Source organism: Companilactobacillus versmoldensis DSM 14857 = KCTC 3814, assembly GCF_001434295.1.
GTDB lineage: Bacteria > Bacillota > Bacilli > Lactobacillales > Lactobacillaceae > Companilactobacillus > Companilactobacillus versmoldensis.
In genome coordinates, this window is the sequence record NZ_AZFA01000004.1 from 101,276 (window position 1) to 125,999 (window position 24,724).

19 protein-coding genes are annotated in these 24,724 nt (G+C 39.0%); 5 read left to right on the forward strand and 14 right to left on the reverse strand.

From position 1 onward, the window contains the following. Positions 1-14 precede the first annotated feature (14 nt). From FC27_RS03540 to FC27_RS03550, 3 genes are read right to left on the reverse strand one after another with little or no spacing between them, the layout of a single operon-like run. The gene (locus FC27_RS03540; RefSeq protein ID WP_010624227.1) at positions 15-812 is read right to left on the reverse strand and encodes a triphosphoribosyl-dephospho-CoA synthase; all 798 of its coding nucleotides are present in this window, start codon (positions 810-812) and stop codon (positions 15-17) included. A gap of 3 nt (positions 813-815) precedes the next feature. Next, entirely contained in the window at positions 816-2,456 is a 1,641-nt protein-coding gene (gene mdcA, locus FC27_RS03545) for a malonate decarboxylase subunit alpha (RefSeq protein WP_010624228.1), read from the reverse strand. Between the two features lie 3 nt (positions 2,457-2,459). Further along, positions 2,460-3,359, reverse strand: a complete 900-nt coding sequence (locus tag FC27_RS03550; RefSeq protein WP_010624229.1) for an ACP S-malonyltransferase — start codon at positions 3,357-3,359, stop codon at positions 2,460-2,462. A gap of 135 nt (positions 3,360-3,494) precedes the next feature. On the opposite strand from FC27_RS03550, the gene FC27_RS03555 reads away from it, so the two are divergent. The 4 genes from FC27_RS03555 to FC27_RS03570 all read left to right on the forward strand — a co-directional run bounded on the left by FC27_RS03555 (position 3,495) and on the right by FC27_RS03570 (position 7,083). Continuing rightward, positions 3,495-3,923: a LysR family transcriptional regulator gene (locus tag FC27_RS03555; RefSeq protein ID WP_050901051.1), complete on the forward strand. Its 429-nt coding sequence runs from the start codon at positions 3,495-3,497 to the stop codon at positions 3,921-3,923. Between the two features lie 9 nt (positions 3,924-3,932). Then, positions 3,933-4,370 (forward strand): LysR family transcriptional regulator substrate-binding protein, encoded by a 438-nt coding sequence (locus FC27_RS03560; protein ID WP_050901052.1) that lies wholly within the window; start codon positions 3,933-3,935, stop codon positions 4,368-4,370. Between the two features lie 83 nt (positions 4,371-4,453). Beyond that, positions 4,454-5,584 (forward strand): acyltransferase family protein, encoded by a 1,131-nt coding sequence (locus FC27_RS03565; RefSeq protein WP_010624230.1) that lies wholly within the window; start codon positions 4,454-4,456, stop codon positions 5,582-5,584. Positions 5,585-5,682: 98 nt separating this feature from the next. Continuing rightward, complete coding sequence (locus FC27_RS03570) at positions 5,683-7,083, forward strand: DHA2 family efflux MFS transporter permease subunit (RefSeq protein ID WP_010624231.1); 1,401 nt, start codon at positions 5,683-5,685, stop codon at positions 7,081-7,083. A gap of 54 nt (positions 7,084-7,137) precedes the next feature. On the opposite strand, the gene whiA is transcribed toward FC27_RS03570, so the two are convergent. The 3 genes from whiA to rapZ are packed head-to-tail and all read right to left on the reverse strand — an operon-like array spanning position 7,138 to position 10,007. Continuing rightward, entirely contained in the window at positions 7,138-8,073 is a 936-nt protein-coding gene (gene whiA, locus FC27_RS03575; protein ID WP_010624232.1) for a DNA-binding protein WhiA, read from the reverse strand. 1 nt (position 8,074) lies between these two features. Next, positions 8,075-9,106 carry a gluconeogenesis factor YvcK family protein gene (locus FC27_RS03580; protein ID WP_010624233.1) on the reverse strand — a complete coding sequence of 344 codons (1,032 nt, stop codon included), beginning with the start codon at positions 9,104-9,106 and terminating at the stop codon, positions 8,075-8,077. Then, positions 9,093-10,007, reverse strand: a complete 915-nt coding sequence (rapZ, locus tag FC27_RS03585; protein WP_010624234.1) for an RNase adapter RapZ — start codon at positions 10,005-10,007, stop codon at positions 9,093-9,095. The genes FC27_RS03580 and rapZ overlap by 14 nt, the downstream gene beginning before the upstream one ends. Before the next feature lie 138 nt (positions 10,008-10,145). On the opposite strand from rapZ, the gene FC27_RS03590 reads away from it, so the two are divergent. Then, positions 10,146-12,266: a cation:proton antiporter gene (locus FC27_RS03590; protein WP_010624235.1), complete on the forward strand. Its 2,121-nt coding sequence runs from the start codon at positions 10,146-10,148 to the stop codon at positions 12,264-12,266. A 45-nt stretch (positions 12,267-12,311) separates the two neighbouring features. Here the strand turns inward: FC27_RS03590 and uvrA are convergent, their stop codons facing one another. The 8 genes from uvrA to hprK form a co-directional block, all read right to left on the reverse strand. Beyond that, a complete protein-coding gene (uvrA, locus tag FC27_RS03595) occupies positions 12,312-15,161 on the reverse strand; it encodes an excinuclease ABC subunit UvrA (RefSeq protein ID WP_010624236.1) in 2,850 nt (949 codons plus the stop codon). 2 nt (positions 15,162-15,163) lie between these two features. Continuing rightward, the gene (gene uvrB / locus FC27_RS03600; protein WP_010624237.1) at positions 15,164-17,176 is read right to left on the reverse strand and encodes an excinuclease ABC subunit UvrB; all 2,013 of its coding nucleotides are present in this window, start codon (positions 17,174-17,176) and stop codon (positions 15,164-15,166) included. Between the two features lie 108 nt (positions 17,177-17,284). Further along, positions 17,285-18,535 (reverse strand): MFS transporter, encoded by a 1,251-nt coding sequence (locus FC27_RS03605; RefSeq protein ID WP_010624238.1) that lies wholly within the window; start codon positions 18,533-18,535, stop codon positions 17,285-17,287. A gap of 11 nt (positions 18,536-18,546) precedes the next feature. Continuing rightward, positions 18,547-19,839, reverse strand: coding sequence for an alkaline phosphatase family protein (locus FC27_RS03610; protein ID WP_010624239.1), 1,293 nt, complete (start codon positions 19,837-19,839; stop codon positions 18,547-18,549). Between the two features lie 136 nt (positions 19,840-19,975). Then, a complete protein-coding gene (locus FC27_RS03615; protein ID WP_010624240.1) occupies positions 19,976-21,694 on the reverse strand; it encodes a phospho-sugar mutase in 1,719 nt (572 codons plus the stop codon). A gap of 244 nt (positions 21,695-21,938) precedes the next feature. Then, entirely contained in the window at positions 21,939-22,901 is a 963-nt protein-coding gene (gene trxB / locus FC27_RS03620; RefSeq protein ID WP_029508151.1) for a thioredoxin-disulfide reductase, read from the reverse strand. Between the two features lie 40 nt (positions 22,902-22,941). Further along, positions 22,942-23,754 carry a prolipoprotein diacylglyceryl transferase gene (lgt, locus tag FC27_RS03625; RefSeq protein WP_010624242.1) on the reverse strand — a complete coding sequence of 271 codons (813 nt, stop codon included), beginning with the start codon at positions 23,752-23,754 and terminating at the stop codon, positions 22,942-22,944. Beyond that, the gene (gene hprK / locus FC27_RS03630) at positions 23,754-24,713 is read right to left on the reverse strand and encodes an HPr(Ser) kinase/phosphatase (protein WP_010624243.1); all 960 of its coding nucleotides are present in this window, start codon (positions 24,711-24,713) and stop codon (positions 23,754-23,756) included. Before hprK ends, lgt begins: the two co-directional genes overlap by 1 nt. Positions 24,714-24,724: the final 11 nt, after the last annotated feature.

Consider the following 24,724-nt stretch of genomic DNA (forward strand, 5'->3'; position numbering starts at 1 on the left):
ATTTATCTCCATTCCTAATTCAAGTGTTTTAAAAAATAACTAGCGGCAAAAAGGTCTGCACATCCGCCGGGCGATATATTATTTTGTTGAGTAAATTCTTCCAGTTGTTTAAATTCTAGATTATAGAGAACATCTTGCTTTGCAACAACGATATCTGCCGATAAATTTTGAAATTCTTTCAAGACTTTTAAATTACTTCGATAAACGATATTGGTATCATCAACATTACTGTATAGGACTAATAAACGACGCATCCAAGTATCAAAATCATCTTGTTCTGGTAAGAAACTGAGTGTCTTAGACACATTTGGGAAACCCAACTGCGCCTCACCCCTAGCTCCACTCAAGGCATATTTTTGTTTGGTCACCATGCCATGAGTTTTAGACTTCGTCTGTGGTACAAATTTGTCGGGCATCCGTGAAAGACTTTTAACATCCGAAAATATTTTCTCTAAGTCATTAGTTTGTTGGCTACTGATGACACTGATCAATAGTCCTAAACTCCAAATAGCACCCTTATGAGTATTAATACCACCGGTGGCTTCAAACATGCTTTTTTCAGACAATCTACCGATTCGTCCAATCTCTTCACGCAATCTCAGATCAAGTGGATGTTGATAGGCAATTTCAGCCATTTGCTGAAATCCGGCTAATAAGTTATCCGCAGATTTATAAAACAAATCAATATCCATATCCTTGTGTGAGCCATTTGAATAAGCATCGACCAAGCCAGGTTTGGGTGAAAAGGAAACTTCCCATTTCAACGCTCCCACAACTTTTTGCGCTAATTGTAAAGATCTAAGCTCAAGCATGTATTATGACCAGCTTCTGAATTTTGCAGGTGGATTATATAGTCCATCAGACCACTTAACTAAATCATCCATGTTTTGAGCTGCAAGCAATGATCTCTTGGCTTCATTACGGTGAACGCCTAAATCTTCTGGCAAGGCAACGATACCTTTTTGACGTAAATCAGCTAATTGTTTAGGATTACTTCTTAAACCAACTGGTGTGACACCGGCAATGGCTTCGATGGCTGCTTTCTTTTCTGCCATACTGTCAGTCTTGTAAAGGTAAGCAATACCTTCTTCGGTGACAATATGAGTTGTGTCTTCGCTATAGATCATAATTGGAACATTTGCCATTTTAGCTTCTTTTCTAACTTCTTCAGCATCTAGATGATCAACAAAAACGGGCTTCTTGTTGGAACCGTATGTTTCAACCATTTGAACAACTAATTTTTGTCCCTTACCAAGTGGATCATTGTCAGGACGTAAGCTTTGCCATGCTGGTGTTGAGTGACGACGACCATGTGGATTACTACCCATGTTAGGTGCACCACCAAATCCAGATAGACGACCATTAGTAACAGTCGATGAATTAACAAATTGGTCAATTTGTAATGTCGAACCAACGAACATGTCTAGAGCATATTGACCAGCAACTTGTCCAAAGGCACGATTAGAACGCATTGTACCGTCTTTACCAACAAAGAAAACATCAGGACTATGTGAAATGTAGTTTTCCATTCCAACTTCGCCACCGAAACTATGAATAGTTTTGACCCAACCACTTTCAATAGCAGGGATCAATGTAGGTGTTGGATTAACTTCCCAATTAGGCACGATTTTACCTTTTAAACCTAATTGATCACCATATGTTGGTAGCAATAATTCAATTGCAGCAGTATTGAAACCAACACCATGGTTGACTGTTTGAACATTATGTTTTTCATAAATTCCACGAATGGCCATCATGCCCATCAAAATTTGTAACTCAGTAACGTTTTGAGGATCACGTGTGAATAATGGTTCCAATTGATAAGGTTGGTCAGCTGGGATAACGATATCGATCCAGTCACCAGGGATATCGACACGAGGAACTTTGTCAACGATCTCGTTAGCTTGGACGATCACGATACCATCTTTGAAAGCGGCTGCCTCAACGATGGCTGGTGTTTCTTCAGTATTAGCACCAGTATACAAATTACCATCACGATCAACTTTGTCAGCGGCTACCAAAACAACATTTGGGATCAAGTCAACGTACAAACGTGCATATAATTCGAGATATGTATGGATATCGCCAACTTGAACTGTTCCATCAGCAATCATTTGTGAAATTCTAGTACTTTGTGGACCAGCAAATGAGAAGTCCAATTTCTTAGCAATCCCTGTTTCAAAAATATCCAAGTGTTCTGGACGTGACACACTTGACATGATCATATGTAGATCATGAATCTTTTCAGGATCTACTGCTGCTAAACTTTGTGATAAAAAGCTAGCTTGTTTTTGGTTATCTCCTTCTAAGACAACTTTGTCACCTGATTCGATGACAGTTTCCAATAATTTTTTAGCATCTTCGGTTTTGGCTATTTTACCGTTCAAAAGTGAAGAAATGGCGGACATTTTTTCAGCTTTTCTGTCACGGTTTTGAGTCCAACTTCTTGTAACCATTGATTATCCTCTTTTCCATTTATTCAATAAAAATTCAATATCATCAAGATTCATACTATTCATGGTGATGGTTCTAAAATCTGGAAATTTTGCTTTTACTAATTTGGTAAAAGTCGCTCCAGGCATCACTTCGAGCGTGGTATCAACACCCAATTCTTGAGCTACATCGATCATCGTGTCCCAATAAACGGGATAAATTAGATTATTGATCATATCGTATTCAATATCTTTGGCCTTATGAGTGGCATGACCATTGAAATTTGCCAAATAGGTACATTTAGGATCTTTTAAATCCACTTTAGCCAATCCTTTTTCTAAATCATCAGCGACTGAATGCATCAAAGGTGAATGTGATGGAACTGGCACTTTCAGTAATAGTGCTTTAGACGCACTCTGCTTCTTAGCTAGTTCCAAGACCTTTTGAATACCGGTGATCGAACCAGAAACTGCCGTTTGCAATTCAGCATTTTGGTTCGACGTAAAGACGGGCTCAGTTTTTGAGTTGACTTGAGTGACGATAGCTTCAACTTCTTTTCGCGTTAAACCAACGATAGCACCCATGCCATAACCGCTCGGATATGATTCCTTCATCTTCGTCGATCGAAGATAAACAATTTTTATAGCATCATCTTCACTGATTACATCAGCGGTGACTGCTGCTGCAAAAATTCCCAGTGAATGACCGGCAACTGCATCCGGTTTTTGACCGATTTGTTGCAGTTGACGAATATTAAATAATTGCAAAAGTAAAATACCTAATTGAATTTGAACAGAATCTTGATAGGATTGACTACTATCTGTTAGTTCGATACCAGTCAATTCTTTTACCCTAGTAATCATTTCAGTTGGGACATCTTTCAACATCCCACGTTTCTGGCCACCTTGGCCCGGAAATATCCACAAATTTTTTATAACCTCTCACCTCCATAAATCCTTCATAATTGATCTCACGAAAATAGTATAAAGGCACTTACATAACATGTATAATATAAAAAAAGCAAGATACTTAACCATTTGGTTATACTTGGAGATGAAGAAATGAATTTGAATCAATTGAAATACTTTGTTGTCGTGGCTAACCAAGAAAGTATTACTAAAGCTGCTTCGATCTTGTATGTTTCTCAACCGGCTGTCAGTAAAACTATCAAGCAATTAGAAGCGGAATTAGAAACAAAACTCTTCGACCGTACTGGTCGGACGTTGAAATTGAATCGAGCTGGTAAACTTTTTTACAGTTATGTCAATGACAGTCTAGAGGAACTTAACCGAGGTGTCTCAGCTGTTAAAGGTGGCTTGGACCAAACTCAATATCCAATTTCACTATTGATGGAAGTGGCTTCGCCATTCATTCCGAGTATCGTCACTAATATTAAAGAAAAAGTCCCGAACGTTCGGTTGAATATTGCTCAACATAACGTCCGGGAAGCTGACTATAAACAATTTGATTTCATAATTACTAGTTCATGACTCAAAGGGATGACTAATGTACCCGTTTTAAAAGAGGAGATTTTCGTTGGCTGGGATTTGGCATATGGCTACAGTCAAAGTTTCGTTAAACCAGAGGACTTGGTTTCTGAAAAAATGATTGGTTTATCTCCGGATAATCCATTACGAGAAACGATCGATAAGTACTTTTTAAAACGCGATATCACTTTGAATTACAAATACGAAGCCGATGATCCAGCTACCGTCAGAGGAATCATTGAATCAGGAGTTGGTATGAGTTTCATCCCTTCAGTCACTTGGCAAACAATCAGTTCAAACGTTCAATTAGCACGTTTGACTCCCGAGCCCTTGCAGCGAACGATTTATTTGAGCTCACCTCATAAAAATCTCACTAATATTGAACGAGAGATCAGTAACGAATTGATTTTGATTTTTTTAAAGTTTCAAAGATCTGAACTTAAAATTTAGTTGCATTTTTAATTCCATGAGGATATATTAATCAGTATTATTTCCTTTGTTGATCTCACAATCATTCAGAGGGAGATTGTTATATGAACGTCAAAAAAGTTCTGACTAAGGCCGACGTCGGCGACTACATGAAAGTTTTTGCTTGTACTGCAGTTATGATGCAGACCGTCCTTAGCTTGGTCCTGACAACCAATCCTAGTATTGGTTCACAATCATTTATCGGGATTATTTATAATTTAGTAAAATTCACTGCACCAGCCTTTATATTTGGTATTTTATACACTACTACACGTAATACTAATCAGAATTCTTGGAAGAATTATCCTGGTTATATGAGAAAACAATGGTCTGCTCTATTTGTTCCAACTATTTGGTGGACTTTGGCATATCTGTTGATTTTCCCCAACGTTCAACAAGTTGATCAATACAATAGTATTGGCAGCTTCTTGTGGCATTTCATCAACGGTAATGCCGCACCACATTTGTGGTATAACACGATGATGTTGCAATTTATTATTTTGATGCCCTTCTTTTGGCTTTTAGCTCACTGGGTAAAAAACAATACTAAACGTGGTCTAGTTGCTTTGGTCCTTACAGTGGTCGTCTTCTTTGCATGGATCTACTTTTATGATGCTGAAGTCTTCCAAGGGCCTCAAGCACAAAATTGGTATCTATTGGATCGAATTTTTATCAGCTTCATCATTTACAGTATCTTCGGAGTATTAGCATGGATGTTCCGTGATAAATTTGAAGCTTTTATCAAAAAATCTTTCCCAATTTTAGTGATTTTATTCATTGCAGTATTTTACTGGACCAACCGTGAGCTCTTCGCCTTCGGTTACCCAGTCAATCTTGCCAACGCGCCTTATTACAAGCCTTCAATGAGGCTGTATGCTTTGCTAGTGATTGGATTAGTGGCTGTCTTAGCAATCCACCACATCAATAAAAATTCTAAAGCTCTACCAATCTTCCACTTCTTAGCAACCTATGCTTACCGAGCATATCTTTCGAACGTTTTCTGGTTACAAATCATCTGGCGCTTGGGTGGGAAAAATTTAGCAGGAATAAATCCTATCGTAGCAATCGTTGTTTGTTATCTAGTAACCTGGATGCTGTCATTTGCATCCGCCTATACATTCCATATTATCTGGGCCAAAATCAAATCGGTTTTTACTAAACCGGAAAATGTTGCTTTAGAGGCTGATAATCAATAATTATTAATAAATAAATGCAGAAAATTTGCATTTATTTTTTTTGTGTCAATTGACCTAAAAATTGAATTCGGCTATCCTAAAATATGAAAGGGGTTATTATGGAAAATAATCAAATAGAAAATTCAGTAAGTAGAAAATTCTTCGTCAGCACCTTACTAGCTGGAACCTTTACAATGTCGATCAGTCAATCGTCACTGTCCACAGCTTATCCAACGTTGATGAAGTTTTTTGGGGTAACTGCACCAACGATTCAGTGGTTAACGACCGGATTCATGTTGATCATGTGTATTATGATGCCGATCAGTCCTTGGCTACTCAGTAACATGTCCTTTAAGAATCTATTCTTAAGTGTTGTTGGTATCTTTGGCATTGGTACATTAGTTATTATTTTGGCACCAAACTTTCCATTAGCGATGTTAGGGAGAGCATTAGAGGCTGTGGGCGTTGGGATACTGTTCCCATCGTTTCAGTCAGTTTTACTAGAAATAACTCCGGAAAATAATCGTGGGACCACGATGGGCTTTGCTGGACTGGTTATGGGATCAGCTCTGGCCAGTGGACCAATCATTTCTGGTATCGTCTTAAATTGGTTAGATTGGCAAGGACTATTTGTCATCTTCCTAATTATCATGATCGTTATTTTCATCTTGGGACTATTCTTTATCAAAGATGTTATGCCGCGTAAAAAAGTTCGTTTAGACTTTCTTTCAATTATTTATTTAATTGGTATCATCGGACTTTTGTACGTTGTCAACCAAGCTGGTAGTGCTCATTCACTCAGCACCAATCTTTTGGTCATCTTAGTAATCAGTTTGATTTTAGCGGCTTTATTTATTCATCGGGAATTAACAACCAAGGAACCATTATTAGATTTGAAGGTCATGAAAAATTTCAACTTTGACCTTGCCGTCCTATTGACTGGTTTCTCATATATTTCTTTAATTGTTGTTACCATAATTTATCCACTTTATTATCAAAATATTTTGCATACTTCCGTCTTAGTATCTGGACTAGCTTTAGTTCCACCTGCTATCTTGCTAAGTATTCTTAATCCTTTGACTGGAAAATTAGCCGATAAAATTGGTTTTAAAACGACCCTATTAGCTGGTATGTCAATGATCGTCGTTGGTTGGTTCTTGTTATTCGTCTTAAACTTCAAGATCAGCATCTGGCCAATGATTTTGATTGCCATGTTAATTGAAGGTGGTAATGCTTTCGTTATGATGCCTGCTACAACTTTGGGGGGCAATTCCTTACCACAGGATTTGATCCCACACGGAACAGCAATCATCACCACTGTCCGTCAATTGTTAGGATCACTTGGTGTCAGTTTAGCAACCTTGATTTTAGTAACATCAAATCAAAATCACAGCTTACCTGCCAATGGTGGTCTAGCTGGATATCACAGTGTCTTTACTTTCTTCTTCGTCATAGCAATCATAGGTTTGATTTTTGCTATCATGGTCAAAGATTATAAAAAGACTAAAAAAACTAATTGATCTGCTTTAAACACAAAAAGAGTCGATATTCAATTTTTGAATATCGACTCTTTTTTAGACTTTGGCTGCTTCAGCCAATTGATTTAATTTTCTTAAGCGGTGATTGATCCCGGATTTAGAAATAGCACCACTAGGTACCATTTCGCCTAATTCCTTTAAAGAAACCTCTGGATGTTCTAGTCGCAAAGTAGCAATCTCTTGCAACTTCTGTGGCAATGAATCCAGCCCAACAGTATCACGTAAATGCTTGATGTTTTCGACTTGACGCTCAGCGGCGGCAACAGTCTTATTGATATTAGCATTCTCACAGTTGACTAATCGGTTAACTGAATTACGCATATCACGAACGATCCGGATATCTTCAAATTTCAACATTGAATTAGTTGCACCGATCAATTGCAAGAAATCGGCAATCCGTTCAGCTTCCTTCAAATAAACAATGTAGCCGTTTCGACGACGTGTCGTCTTAGCATTTAAGCCAAAATGATTCATCATTTCGGCAATATCATTGTTGTGTGTTTCATATAAAGAATAAATTTCCAAATGGTAGCGTGAAGTTTCGGGATTATTAACACTACCAGTAGCTAGGAAAGCTCCCCGTAGATATGACCGCATCCGTTGATCTTCACCTAAGATATCAGATGTTACACCCGTCTTGATTGAAAGACCGCTATCATCTAAGATACCTAAATCTTGTAACACTTTATTCGTGTCACGTTTCAAACGAACCAAATATTGGTTGTTTTTCTTTAATTTCATTTTCTTACGAACCAAAAGTTCAGATTCCATACCATAATTTTGCTTGATCAATGAGAAAATCCTTCGAGCAATTGCTGGATTCTCAGTTTGAGCAGTTAAAACGAAATGATGATTCTGTAAACTCAATGAACCATTCATTCGAATTAGAGCAGACAACTCCACACGAGCATGCTCTGGATGAACTTCTAAACCAGTGAGTTCCTTTTTAACTTCACTTGCATACGAAGCCAAATTATCTCACCTCATTTTTTCTGTTTCCTGATTGAAAGGCTAAATTCAAGATCTCTCGGGCAATTTTATCACCATCATGAAAGGCTCCTTTATCGCGTAATTTCAAAAAATCATCTTGTATCACGCGACAGCCCATTTCACGAAGAGTCTTAAAATCAGGCTCAACTTGATTAATATATTCATCATATTTTTTATGATCCATATAACCATCAGGAACGGGACGAGTGTTAACTAAAACAGTGTCAACAAAGTTACCACCTAAATGGTCATTTAAAACTTTGACATGGTCAGCATCAGTGAAGTTTTCTGTTTCACCGATCTGAGTCATGATATTGCAGACATAAACCACTTCTGCAGGCGTTTGCTTCACAGCTTCACCAATCGACTTAATCATCAGGTTAGGCAAAATACTAGTAAATAAACTACCAGGTCCTAAAACTACCACGTCAGCCTGCATGATCGAGGCTAATACTGGTAATAATGTCTTAGGCTGTTGATCAGGATTATCCGAGTCAGTCACCCAAACTCGTTTAACATGTTTACCTGAATGGGTGATCTCGTGTTCCCCAGACAAAGTCGATCCATCAGTAAACTCTGCATTTAGTGTCAACTTGGTATTTGAAGCTGGAAAGACATTTCCATCGATGCGCATCATTTTAGATAATTCTTGGACGGCATCAAAGATGTTTGGTGACATCTCACTCAACGCTGCAATGATCAAGTTTCCTAAGGCATGGCCTGAGAAGAAATCATCATCACTTTTAAAGCGATGTTGAAAGACGTCGAGTTCTTCTTTAGGAAGATCTGACAACGATGCCAAAACATTTCGGATATCCCCTGGTGGCACGACGTTGATATAATTTCGAATGATTCCTGAAGAACCACCATCATCGGCAACAGTAACAATTGCTGTGATATTGGCATCTTCTTTTCTTAAACTATTTAAAATAACTGGTAAACCAGTTCCCCCACCTATAACAACAACTTTTGGACGACGACCCTTAACAACTCGAACTATCCTATTGGCTGCCATGTTTAATAACCTTCTTTTGAGATTTTTCCATATCACGATGAGTGATATCAACGTAATATTGGTCTTTGAGATCCTTACCTAAACGTTCAGTAATTGCGACTGATCGGTGTTGGCCACCGGTACATCCAATCGCAATCGTCAAACTGGTTTTACCTTCTTTTTCATATCCCGGTAGGATATATTCTAATAGATCATATAATTTCTTATAAAATGTTTCAGTTTCTGGACTGTCCATAACGTAGTCATAGACTGGTTTATCCTTACCTGTTTGTGACTTTAATGCATCAACATAATAAGGATTACGTAAGAACCGAACATCCATCACGACATCGGCATCGATCGGCAGACCATATTTAAAACCAAATGACATCACTTCAACGTGAAAAGTTGGCACTTCAGAACTCTCTTGAAAATTATCGAAAATCTGCTCACGCAACTGGCGTGGGGATAATTCAGTTGTATCAATAACAACTTGAGCCCGTGATTTCATTTCATCTAATAATTCCCGTTCCTTCCGGATACCATCTAGCAAGCGTCCTTCCATTGCTAGGGGATGACTACGACGCGTTTCCTTATAACGGGAAACTAGCTCTTCATCAGAAGCATCAAGGAACATGATCTTCATCTCAACCTTTTGGTCTTTTTCTTGTTCATCAACTTGTGCTTCAGCTAGCATTGAAAAAATCTCATCGTAAAATGCTCGCGATCTAATATCGACCACTAGAGCCACTTTATTGATTTTTCCTGATTCGTGCACTAATTCCCAAAATTTTGGTAGTAGGTTTGGGGGCATATTATCTATACAAAAATATCCCAAATCTTCAAAAGACTGCATTGCGACAGTCTTACCGGCACCACTCATTCCGGTCACGATCACTAAATTAAGTACTTTTTTTGCCATTCGTGCACCTCACATTCGAATTTCATCATAACATAACAATCCGGGCGTGTCATTGATAGACATTTAAATGACAAAATAAAAGTAATTTTTTTACGGTTTGCGCTAAAATTAAATTGATTTAAAAGGGAGAATAACACTATGAATACAGTATTTTTGATCTTATTGCTGATTGCTGCCACGATCGTTGCTAACGCGATCTATACTCGCTTTAAATTATTCCCAGTAGCCTTTTTGCAAATTGCCGCCGGACTGATTCTGTCACTATTTCCTATCTACCGTCATTTTGAACTTGAACCAGAGATCTTCATGTTGGTGATCATTTCAATGCTGATGTTCAATGATGGTCAAAACACTAACATCATCAAATTAGCTCGCCATTTCCGGACGACCTTTTCATTGGCAGTTGAATTAGCTATCGTTTCGATCTTGATTATCGGAGCTGTCACTCATTTACTGATCCCCAGTTTTTCACTAGCATTGGCTTTTGCCTTAGGAGCCATCATCGTCCCCACCGATCCGGTTGCTGTCTCATCGATCACTTCGAAAGTTCTAGTCCCAAAAAATGTCATGGGCACACTGGAAAATGAATCATTATTCAACGATGCTTCTGGTATCGTTGCATTGAATTTAGCAATTGCTGCCATCGTGACTGGCAAATTTTCTATTTGGCATGGTATCGGTTATTTCTTATATGTTTTCTTCGGCGGAATAATCATCGGGGCAATTTTAGGCTCAATCATCATCACCGTTCGACTCCGCTTCATTCGACATCACGTCGATACTCCATCAGTCATGGTGCCTTATACCTTAATGACACCATTTGTGGTCTATTTAATAGCTGAAGCAGTCGGCGTTTCTGGTATTTTGGCGGTTGTTGTTACCGGATTGCTACACGGAGTTCAACAGGATCGCCTAAGACTGACCTCTTCTCGTCTACAAATCGTCATGACCAGTACTTGGCAAATCTTTTCAAGTATCTTAAATGGTATCGTCTTTGTATTGCTTGGTTTATCGCTTCCACGAGTCGTCGCTGACTTACATAATCGTGACACAGGTTCAGTCGTGATCCTTTTAAGCGTGGGGATACTTTTATACTTGTTGATGACTCTCTTGAGATTTTTTTGGGTGCAATTGGGTTTTGCTCGAATCAGGTTTGAAAATAGTCCCCATAAGGTCATGAATAATCTCGTCACGGCCCTCAGCGGTGTCCACGGGACAATCACCCTATCACTAGCTTTCTCCTTACCACTGACCTTAAATGGTCATCCTTTCACTTACCGTAATGACCTGATCTTTATTGCGGCCGTAGTTATTTTGACAAGTTTGATTGTTCCGACAATCGTCTTACCATTGATTTTACCTGCTAAAGTGATCAAATATTCTCCAGTAGAATTAAGTTCCGCCAAAAGTGAAATGGTCACCAATGCCATTGATAATCTCAATGCTCGTTATGAGACGTCACCAACATTAAGCCAAGTGATCAATATTTTAGACGGTCAACGGACGATTGAGAAACGTGCCGACCGGACTCAATTGACCAATATCTTTGATCATTGTTTTACCATTGAGTCAGATACCATCAATCAAATGCTCGAGGATAAACAAATATCGCAAAAAAATGCCGATCTTTACATGCAAATCGCTAAGAAAACAATCTATCAGTATCAGCAAAATGGTGGTCAACGATTGATTTGGTTCTTGAAATTTCGTTTGTCTCCTCGTTTCTCGCATTCAAGAAGAGCACGAAAATTTCGCCAGTTCCGTCGCCAGATCAATTCAAAAGACCCCAATCATCAACAATCACATTCAGTTTGGGAAAAGGTCCAAAGAGCTGAACAAAAACCGTACCAAGTAATTATTCAGTATCTTAATGAAAGAAGTCACGACAAAAATGATCTAAAGATAAGCCGTGAAGAGTTACTTAAACAAACTAATTCTGTGTGGCAAAAGGTTCAACAAGTCGAACAGAAACCCTATCATGCAGTTATCAAATATCTGAATGAAAGCTACAATGATAAAAATGCTCAGGAAATCAGTATCGTTCGTCGAGCTTATGACGAAAGACATCGTCGCTTGAATAATCAACAAAATGATGGCGAACAGCAAAACGAACTTTTGATTGAAGCCTTCCAATATGAATATACTTTCATCCAAACACAAGCCAGCGCAAATAAATATAACAGCGCTTTAAGCAATGCCTTATACGAACAAATTTCAACTGACCAGCTAGTTTACGTTCAATCAGTCGGTACAGAATAAAAAAAGTTCCCAGTAAAATGACAATTTACTGGGAACTTTATTTTTTTACAAAGCATCTTTAGTTCGTTTTGTATCTCGTTTTAAAATTGGGCCGAGATATTGACCAGTATAACTCTTCTTTACACGAGCAATGTGTTCTGGAGTACCGCTAGCGACCACATGGCCACCGCCTTCTCCACCTTCTGGACCAAGGTCAATGACCCAGTCAGAAGATTTTATGACATCTAAATTGTGCTCGATGACTAAGACAGTATTGCCTTCATCAACTAAGCGTTGGAGAACATTTAAAAGACGTTTGATATCGTCAGTGTGCAAACCTGTAGTCGGCTCATCCAAAATATAGAAGTTTTTACCACTTGAACGCTTATAAAGTTCTGAGGCCAACTTCATTCTTTGGGCTTCACCACCAGATAACTGCGTGGCAGATTGGCCTAATGACACATAACCCAAACCGACATCTGCAATCGTCTGCAACTTTCTCTGGATACGGGGAATATTGCTGAAAAAGTCTAATGCTTCGTCAACTTTCATATCAAGAATTTGAGCAATATTCTTACCTTTGTAAGTTACTTCAAGCGTTTCAGAATTGTAACGTGTACCATGACAAACTTCGCAAGGTACGTAGACATCAGGCAAGAAGTTCATTTCGATTTTAATGATTCCGTCACCACGACAGTTTTCACAACGACCACCTTTAATATTAAAGGAGAAACGGCCCTTCTTATAACCACGTAGTTTTGCTTCATTAGTTTGTGAAAAGAGATCACGGATATCATCAAAAACTCCTGTATAAGTAGCCGGATTACTCCGGGGAGTCCGCCCGATTGGACTTTGATCAATAGCAATGACTTTGTCCAACTTGTCATAACCCTTGATTGACTTATACTTACCAGGTTTTTGAGAATTGTGGTTCATCTTTTGAGCTAACGCTCGTTTCAAAATCATGTTGACCAAAGTTGACTTCCCTGAACCAGAAACTCCAGTAACTGAAATAAACTTACCTAGTGGAAATTTAACATCCAGATTCTTCAAGTTGTTTTCCTTAGCGCCGGTGACTTCGACGAAACTACCGTTGCCATCACGTCTTTCAAGTGGTACCGGTACAAATTTCTTGCCAGCCAAATATTGTCCCGTCAAAGACTTAGGATTCTTCTCGACCTCCTCTGGAGTACCAGTAGCAACGATCTTACCACCGTTTTCACCAGCTCCTGGACCAACGTCGATCAAATAATCGGCAGCTCTCATTGTATCTTCATCGTGTTCCACAACAATCAAAGTATTACCGAGGTCTCGCATTTTCTTCAGTGAACGGATCAATCGGTCATTATCACGTTGATGTAAACCAATTGAGGGTTCATCAAGGATGTACATTACTCCGGAAAGATTGGAACCAATTTGAGTTGCTAAACGGATCCGTTGAGCTTCCCCACCAGATAGAGTCCCAGCCGAACGTGAAAGTGTCAGGTACTTGAGTCCGACGTTGATCAAGAAAGCTAAGCGATCACGAACTTCCTTCAAGATAGGTTTAGCGATGACGGTATTTTGTTCACCTAACTTAACTGATTTAAAGAATGGCAAAGAATTTTTTATAGAAAGATCTGAGGCTTCAGCAATATCTTTACCTTCGATTTTGACTGCTAATGCTTGACGATTCAAACGTTTGCCGTGGCAAACTGGACAAGTCAATTCAGTCATATATTTCCGCATAACTTCGCGGGTAAAGTCACTATTAGTATCGTGATAGCGACGATCGATATTTTTCATGACGCCTTCAAACTCAACATCCACATCACGAACATTCCCAAAATCATTTTCGTAATGGAAGTGGAAAGTCTTGCCGTTAGAACCGTTCAATACTAAATCACGGTCACGTTTTGAAAGCTTATTGAAAGGTGTATCCATATCAACTTTAAAAGCCTTGCAGGCTTGAGCTAATAATTCAGGATAATATTGTGAACTGATTGGATTCCAAGGTGCAATAGCACCTTCTTTAAGAGTTTTACTTGGATCAGGAACCACTAGGTCAAGATCAACATCTAACTTCATCCCTAAACCATCACAAGCTGGGCAAGCACCGAAAGGAGCATTGAAAGAAAACAAACGAGGTTCCATTTCACCAACTGTAAATCCACAAAGTGGACAAGAGTTTTTCTCAGAAAAGACCATCATTTCGCCATCGATCACGTCAGCATTCATATAACCGTCAGATAACCGTAAAGCAGCTTCAACTGAATCAGTTAATCGTGATTTGATATGATCATTGATAACGATCCGGTCAACGATAACATCGATACTGTGATTCTTATTTTTGTCTAGTTCTATATCTTCATAGATATCATGGACTTCCCCATCAATTCTCACTCTGACATAGCCTTGCTTTTGAATTTGTTGCAAGGCCTTTTTGTGTTGACCCTTTTTAGATCTAATTACTGGAGAAAGAACTTGTAATTTAGTTCTTTCAGGTAATTTCAAAATCGAATCGACCATCTGTTGAGCAGATTGACTGGTAATGACCGTGCCATCATTAGGACAAATAGGTGTTCCCACTCGAGCCCACAATAGACGCAAGTAATCATTGATCTCGGTGACAGTACCTACGGTCGATCGAGGATTCTTTGAGGTAGTCTTTTGGTCGATCGAAATGGCTGGGCTTAATCCATCGATTGAGTCGACATCCGGCTTATCCATTTGACCCAAAAATTGACGAGCATAGGATGAAAGACTTTCAACGTAACGTCTTTGACCTTCAGCGTACAAAGTATCAAAGGCGAGTGAACTCTTTCCCGAACCTGAAAGTCCAGTCATAACTACAAATTTGTCACGTGGAATAGTGACATTAACATTTTTTAAATTATGAGCACGTGCTCCATGAATGACTATTTTATCGTTCAACATACTTAATTCTTTTCCGCCTTTAATTCTAGGATTGTGTCACGTAAATTAGCGGCACCTTCGAAATCAAGCTTCTTAGCAGCTGATTCCATTTGTTCAGTTAAATTACTGATCAATTCATTCTTCTGCTTCTTAGTCATATTTTCAAAATCAAGATTATCTTCGGTGATCTGTTCTTTTTCAGATTCGGAATTATCGACCTTGGTAAACATTGAAATAGCTGCTCTGATCGGTTTAACGATGGTTGTAGGTGTAATCCCATGTTCTTCATTGAATTTCTCTTGGATCTCACGACGATGAGCGGTCTTGTCGATTGCTCCACGCATTGAATCTGTCACGCTATCAGCATACATGATAACTTTACCATGTTCATTTCTGGAAGCCCGACCAATAATTTGAATCAAGGAACGTTCAGCTCTTAAAAAGCCTTCTTTGTCAGCATCCAAAATTGCAATTAGAGAAACTTCGGGGACATCGATACCTTCACGTAGTAAATTGATACCAATCAGGACATCAAATTTACCGAGTCGGAGATCTCGAATGATCTGCGATCGTTCGATTGTCTTGATATCACTATGCAAATATCGGACTTTGATCCCAAGATCTTTAAAGTAATCGGTTAGATCTTCTGCCATTTTTTTGGTCAATGTGGTGACAAAGACCCGCTCATGTTTTTCAACTCGGTCATTTATCTCCGCAACTAAATCATCGATTTGACCCATGATCGGCCGAACTTCAATTTTTGGATCAAGCAATCCGGTAGGCCGAATCACCTGTTGAACTACATTCTTAGTCCGATCAAGTTCATATGGACCAGGCGTTGCTGAAACATACATGATCCGATTAACATGCTTTTCAAATTCCTCCAACTTCAAAGGACGGTTGTCTAAGGCACTTGGCAAACGAAAACCATAGTTGACTAACATTTGCTTTCTAGCCCGATCACCGTTATACATCCCTCTGATCTGAGGCATGGTAACGTGAGACTCATCGATCATAATATTGAAATCGTCAGGGAAGAAATCTAGCAAAGTAAATGGTGGTTCTCCTTCAGCACGACCTTCCATATGACGTGAATAATTTTCGATACCAGAGGTGTAGCCCATTTCACGCATCATTTCGATATCATACTCAGTTCTTTGTTTGATTCTTTGGGCTTCCAGTAATTTACCTTCACCTTCGAACTTTTTAACTTGAACATCTAATTCATTTTGGATCCGTGTCAAAGCTTGTTCCATACTAGCATCACTGATCATAAAGTGAGTTGCTGGGAAGATCCCAATATGATCCATCGAGCCGATGATCTCACCTGTCAAAGCATTCATTTCAATGATTCGGTCGATCTCATCACCAAAGAATTCAACTCTGATAGCATTATCATCACGTGAGGCTGGGAAAATGTCGACCACATCTCCACGGACACGAAAACGTCCACGTTGAAAGTCAATATCATTTCTTTCAAATTGGTTTTCAACTAATTCTTCAAGTAATTTATTTCTGGAGATCTCTTGGCCGACCCGTAAAGAAATAATGCTGTCTGCATATTCTCTTGGGTCACCTAAACCAAATATACAGGAAACTGACGCTACAACGATAACGTCATTTCTCTCCAAAAGCGAACTAGTAGCTGAATGCCGAAGTTTATCGATCTCATCGTTGATACTTGAATCTTTTTCAATATAAGTATCACTAGATGGGACGTATGCTTCTGGTTGATAGTAATCATAATAACTGACAAAATATTCAACCGCATTGTTCGGGAAAAATTCTTTCATTTCACCATAAAGTTGACCTGCTAAGGTCTTGTTATGAGAAATGATCAATGTAGGTTTATTTAAATTTTTTATGACATTAGCCATCGTAAAGGTTTTACCAGTACCAGTGGCACCCTCAATTACCATTTCTTTGTCCCCGTCTTTAAAACCCTTAGTCAATTTATCGATAGCTTGTTGTTGGTCACCCGCTGGTGAGTATTTTGAGACCAAATCAAACTTATTGTTATCCACTCTATCTATCAATTTAAGACCTCCCAAAAACAAAAATACATCTAACTCAAACAGAATTAGATGTAATTTGCGTTAGAAACAATATATCAAATATATATTAACATATCGAACATACTTTCGCTATTTATTTGGACTTTTATCCAATCTAGGCAAAATTGCAAAAATTATCAAGCCGACCAAGAACAAGAAGCTCAAGGAAGCAGCTCCAATCGTAGACTTTCCAGTTAGTTGTGTGACGATACCAACTAAGAATGGTCCCATGACTGCTGAAAATTTACCAAGAATATTGTAGAAACCAAAAAATTCACTCCCGGAATCTTTCGGAATTATTTTACCAAAGTAAGATCTGCTCAATGCCTGTAATCCACCTTGACTAGTTCCAACAAGAACGGCCAAGATCCAAAAATCAACCGTTGTTTTCAGTCTCAAGGCGTATAAACAAATGATGAAGTATACTCCGATACCAAGTAAGATACCGGCCCTAGTTGAAGTATGATCAGCAATCCAACCAAATAAGATTGAAAATGGAAAAGCAATCAGTTGAACCACTAATAAAACAATCATCAAGACAGTTGTTTTAACACCAATGTCCATCCCAATTGATGTTGCCATGGTGAAAATAGTATCCACTCCATCAATATAGAAGAAATAGGCAACTAAAAACCAGGCAACTTTTTTATATTGCCGAATATGTTTGATCGTTTGGAAAACACGTTTGAAACTACCGGCTAAAGGAGAAGTTGTCGGCGCCACTGAATATTTTTGCGTTACATTTTTTTGCAAAGGTATGGCGAAAAGCAACCACCAGACGGCAGCAATCAAAAAACTAGCTTTCGTGATACCTGAACCATCCAATGCACCAAAGCCATCGGTCAAATCTAAAACTAAAAACAAAATAAATGCTAGGACTCCGCCTAAATAACCATAGGCATATCCATGGGTAGATATTTTATTCATATCTTGATTAGTGGAAACGTCGGTCAAAAAGCTATCGTAAAACAAATTGCTGGCTGAATAGCCAATTGCTGAAATGATATAAATGAACAATAACATCCGCCATTGACTAGATGGCACTAGGGCCAATCCAATCGTTGCCACGATCCCGAGCCAACAAAAGCCACTCAATAATTTCTTTTTAAAATGTGGGTAATCTGCCAAAGCTCCTAAAAATGGCGCCAGTATAGAGACTAATAGTGTCCCAAAACTGTTAGCATATCCCCAGTATGCGGTCGAGCTTGCGGCTGATATGTGATCAGCTTGAGCGACCGATTTAAAATAAACTGGAAGTACTGCAGTGGTAACGATAATCCCATAACCGGAATTTGCCCAGTCATACAGGATCCAACTCCACTGTTTTTTATTGATGTTCAAAATGACACCCCTTATTTTCTGAAGACATCCTCAATGCATTGACCTGCGATCTGATTTTCAAATTTCAAACCTAGCAACTTGGCAAAAGTAGGTGCCTCGTCAACCAAGTTGGCCTTCTCAACTGTGTGTCCGGAATTTATTGCCGGGCCATTGAAAACTAAAGTCGTTTGATAATCTGACTTTCTCGGGTCATAACCGTGAACACCGTGGTAGCGGTCTGGCTGGCCTAAAGTAGCTGGATCAACACGTTCGACCACCGTCGAACGCTCACTTTCATCAGTGAAATAGTATCCGGATTTTGCTTCAACTAATAACGAGCAAGCAGGATCTGCGCCTAATTCAGCAGCTTCTGAGGCTGAATAGACTTTTTCTACCCCCTCCACATTTTTGACTAATGTTTTGAGCGAATCCATCTCCTCAAAGTCCTTAGTATAAATATAAGTTGAACCATCGCAAGTCTTTGCCATTACTTGCCAATCCTTTTTAAAGGTTTGGTCAGCATTGGCCGTCAACCAACCTTTTTGAGCGAACAGAGTATTAAGATGGATCATCTTAGTTACGTTAATCTGATAATGATCACCTAAGACCACAAAATTCGTCTGCTCAAATGTTCCAGCATCTTTCGTAGCTTGGATCAATTGGGCGACGTGTTTATCCAAGCGCTGTAAGGCTTGCATCGCCTCATCTGATCTGACGCCGTAACGGTGACGCATACTATCCATATCCACTAAATGAATCAAAGTCAGTCGAGGCTGTTTATTTTTTATCGTATCGACCGCACAAGCAGTAATGAAATCATCCAATTGCGGTTGCTTGATGCCATTACGCAAATGGCCATATTTATGGTTCATCTCCAACAGAAATACTGGTGAACTTGCCTTCAATGAAACTAAAACTTGATTTGTCCAGATCCGATTAGGGAAAATTTCAGCCAAATTGTAATCAATTTTACTGCCAGCAGTGACTGGCCACAAAAAGGCGGCTGTCTTCATACCGGCTTGATTAGCTAAATCATAGACTGTAGGCGATTGAACATCTTTTTGATACCAATACCAGTCTGGTGAACGACGTTGCGGTTGAATCTTAGTATTATTGACGATGCCATGAACCTTTGGGTATTGACCAGTAATAATTGAGGTGTGTGAAGGATAAGTCAATGTCGGATAGATCCCGGTAACTGATTTGACCCAGGTCCCAACATTGACCAATTTATTTAAAGTTGGCAACTCAGCCTGATGTTCACGGATATCCCGAAAACCTAATGAATCTAATGACATTACAACTAAATTCTGATCTGCTGACAAAATAAAGCTCCCCTTTTTGAAACCGACTCCGATACAAAATATTATATCGCAGTTAACTAGATACTGTCACAATCTTATCGCTGACACGAACAATAAAAAACACCGACCAAAAATCAGTCGGTGTGTGTATTTACAATTATTCCCAGGAATCGACGACTTTAGCAAAGCCGTCTAATTTCTTGTCTGCATTGGAATCAGTATCACTAGTAATACCAATATAGAATTTCATCTTTGGCTCGGTACCTGAGGGACGAACCGCAACCCAAGTCCCATCCTCAAGAATGAATTTCAAGGCATCTGCCTTTGGTAGGCCAGTTTCTGACTTTTGACCAGCTTTAGCATCAGTTTGATTCAAGTAATCAAGTGTCTCAACAACTTTGACACCATTGATCTCTTCGAAACCTTCTTCACGCAATTGTTTCATGATCTCAGCCATGCGAGATTTACCAGAAACACCATCAAAGGTCTTGGAAATAGTCTTTTCACGATAATAACCAAACTCTTGATATAAATCTTCAAGTGCATCATAAATCGTCTTACCTTTTGACTCATAATATGCAGCTGCTTCTGCTAATAAGATAGTCGATTGCATGGCATCTTTATCACGAACAAATGGCTTAACTAAATAACCATAACTTTCTTCAAAACCAAATAGGAATTGATGACTCTTGGTATCTTGAAAATGTTGGATCTTTTCAGCAATATATTTGAAACCAGTCAATACGTTGTACATCTTAACGCCATACTTGTCCGCAATAACTGTGGATAATTCAGTCGAAACGATTGATTTTACCACTGCACCATTTTCAGGCAATTGGCCAGTTTCTTTTTTAGCTTGTAATAAATAATTTAGGAGCACGGAAGCAATTTGATTACCAGTCATCAATTTATATGAACCATCAGGTTGGCGTACAGCCGCACCCAAACGGTCAGCATCAGGGTCAGTTGCAATCAAGATGTTGGCTTCGATTTTTTTACCCAAAGCAATCGCTAAATCAAAAGTTTGTGAAAACTCAGGATTTGGGAATGGTGTTGTAGCAAATTCTGGGTCCAAAATAGCTTGTTCCTTGACCATATTAAAGTTATTGAAACCGAGATCCTGGAAGATCCGTGGAGCAATCATTTTACCAGTACCATGAAGTGGCGAGTAAACGAACTTCATATTTTTACCGGCCTTATCGATAATATCGTGGTTAACTACCACAGTATCTAATTTTGATAAATAAAGTTGATCGATATCTTCGCCAATCAGTGTCATTAATTTTTCTTCACGTAATTGATAAACAGTTTTCACCTTGATACTGAAGATATCGTTGGCCTTACGAACATATTCGGTGATCTTGTCTGATTCAGCTGGTGGCATTTGTCCGCCATCTGGTCCATAAATTTTGAAACCATTATATTGTTTAGGATTATGACTTGCAGTGATCATGATACCGGCATATGTATTTAAGGTTCTGACGGCAAATGACAACTCTGGCGTTGGCCGTAAACTATCAAAAACATAACTCTTGATGCCGTGAGCACCTAGTACTTTGGCTGATTCGAGCGCAAAATCTTGTGAATGGTAACGTGAATCGAAACTGATAGCGACTCCACGAGCTTTAGTTTCATCATCCAAAGTATCCATGAACAGTGCCAAACCTTCTGCAGCTTGTCTAACTGTATAGATATTCATTCGGTTGATACCAGGTCCTAAAACTCCCCGCATCCCTGCTGTACCAAATTCCATGGGAGCATAGAAAGCTTCCTCTGCTTGTGTATCATCATTTTTTAATTCCTGTAATTGCGATTTTAATTCTGGCTCTAATTCTGAATTATCGAGCCAACTTTGCATGTTTTCTTGCCAAGACATTTGTTATCCGTCCTCCTACTTTGTAAGTCCTTACAATCTAATTATATCAATAAAAAGTTAGATTGATAGCTCCATACGTAAATAATTAGTAGAAATATTAGATTTTTTACTATTATTTTAGTAAAAGCAATTCCATTTGACTTACTGATGTTTACATCATACTAAATCTAACTTAAGAACAGCCAAAAAATGACAAAAAAAATCCTAAATCAACCTCTGTCGATTTAGGATAACTAATTATTTATTATTTTGCAGCAACTTTGTCACTTAAAGTTTGGATGTAATTGAAAGCTTCTTGGCCGGCAATTCCACCTTCACCAACGGCTGTAGCAACTTGACGAAGATCTTTTTTACGAACATCTCCGATAGCATAAATACCAGCAACGTTAGTTCTCATATGTGTATCAGTATCGATCCAGCCAGCGTCATCAAGAATGCCTAGACCCTTAAAAGCATCTGTCATTGGTTGGATACCAACGTAGATGAAAGCTCCCTTAGCAGGAACAACATGTTCCTCACCAGTTTCTTTATCCACATAACGTACACCTGCAACCTTATCGCCTTCACCGACGATTTCTTTAACGTCAGCATTCCAAACGAATTTGATTTTATCGTTCTTGAAGGCCCGGTCTTGCAAGACTTTTTGAGCACGCAATTGGTCACGACGATGAATGATAGTAACTGATTTTGCCATTTGAGTTAAGTAAACTCCTTCTTCAACAGCAGAGTCTCCGCCACCGATCACAGCAACATCTTGATCCTTGAAGAATGCTCCATCACAAACGGCACAATATGAAACTCCACGGCCTGATAATTCTTCTTCACCAGGAACACCGATCTTCTTATATTGTGAACCTGTGGCAATAATAACAACCTTTGCTTGATAATCGCCATCGTCTGTATGGACGATCTTCTTGTCACCCTTATCCTCAATTGAATCAACTGTTCCATATCCAAATTCAGCACCGAAACGTGTTGATGAATGATACATCTTTTCACTTAGATCTGGTCCTAAAATTGAATCAAATCCAGGATAGTTTTCAATTTCTGCTGTGTTATTCATTTGTCCGCCATAAATACCACGATCCAAAATCATAACTGATAAGTTTGCTCGTGAAGCATAAAGTGCGGCTGTAAGTCCACCAGGACCTGCACCAATAACTACTACGTCGAATTCTTTCATTGCGTTGACCTCCTTATTACTCATTAAATATTACCATTAATTTTGTGTTTATCCATTATCTTGCTCACTTGAGGTCGGAGTACCATGGAAGTTCCATTTTTTTACGCCGGTATATCAAGGCAATGATAGCGATAACTAATAAAATCACCGAAAGGATTTGTGAAACTCGAACACCTGGCATGATATACAGGCTATCTGTCCGCATCCCTTCGACGAAAAATCTCCCAATCGGATACCAGATCAAGTAACTCAAGAAGACCTCGCCAACCTTATAAAGTTGCTTGCGATGTCTTAAAATCAAGATCAAAATAAGTCCGACCACGTTCCACATTGATTCATATAAAAATGTTGGTTGCCGATAGGCACCGTTAATAAACATTTGATCGATCACAAAATGTGGTAAGTGTAACGATTGGAGAAAATCTAAACTAGTTTTGGCACCGAAGGCTTCTTGGTTCATGAAATTACCCCAACGGCCAACAATCTGTCCCAACATCACCGATGGCGCAGCAATATCAAGCATTAACCAGATGGAGATTTTTCGGCGTTTACACAAAATCAATAAGACGATAAACCCACCAATCAAACCACCATAAATGGCGATTCCACCGTGCCAGATTTTGATTATCTCTGACGGGTTAGCCAAGTAAAATGGCAGTTCGAATATCACATAATACAACCTGGCACAAATTAATGCAACCGGTACACCAATCAAAACTAAATCCAAAATATTGTCAGAATCAATACCGCGTCTAGTAGCCTCTCGCATTGCCATGATGACACCAACTAGAGCACCTAGAGCAATGATTATCCCGTACCAATGAATCTCAAGACTGCCTATATTGAAGGAAATCGGGTTTAAAGCTAATAAGTCCATTACTTACTGTCTCCGTCCTGGGAATTTTTTTGACCATTTTCTTGGATCAATGAACCCAAGTTTTCTTCGAATTTCTTGGTAGCATCATAACCCATGTTCTTAGACCGGAAATTCATTGCAGCAACTTCAATAATGATGGAAATATTCCGACCAACTTTGACTGGAATAGTCATTTGTGGAACTTCAACATCAAAGAAAGTCCGCGTATCCTCGACTGATCCTAAACGATCATAGTCTTTATCTGGTTGCCAGTCTTCCAAATTGATGATCAATTGAACATCACTGACAGTCCGAACTGCACCAGCTCCAAAGAGGTTCATTACATCAATGATCCCGATGCCACGAATCTCGAGCAAATGGTTCAAAATTTTTGGAGCTTCACCAACGATAGTTTTTTCATCTTGTTGATAAACATCAACACGATCGTCAGCAATCAACCGATGGCCCCTTTTGACCAATTCAAGCGCTGTTTCACTTTTACCGATCCCAGAATGACCAGTCAGCATAATGCCGATACCATAAACATCGACCAAAACACCATGAACTGATTCTCTAGGTGCTAACTTCTCATCCAGATATTCAGTGATCAAACTGGAAAGTCTAGTCGTTGGCAAGGCTGACCCAATCACCGGAACATTATTTTTTCGTGCAGCTGTCAGCAATTCCTCACTTGGAGAAATATTTCTAGAGATCAATAAAACAGGTGTGTCATCACGACAGATTTCCAGCATAACTTTATAACGGTTATTGACCGTCATTGAATGTGAATAAGCTGACTCTGTTTGTCCAAATAATTGGATCCGTTCGCTTGGATAATAGTCAAAATAGCCAGTTACCTCGATCCCTGGCCGGGAAATATCGCTAGTCGTAATATGTTTCTTCTCAAGCAGTTCTTCGCCACTGTAGACTTTTAAGTCATTTTCTTTTACTAATTGAGAAACTGTAACAAAATTTGCCATACTTTAACCTC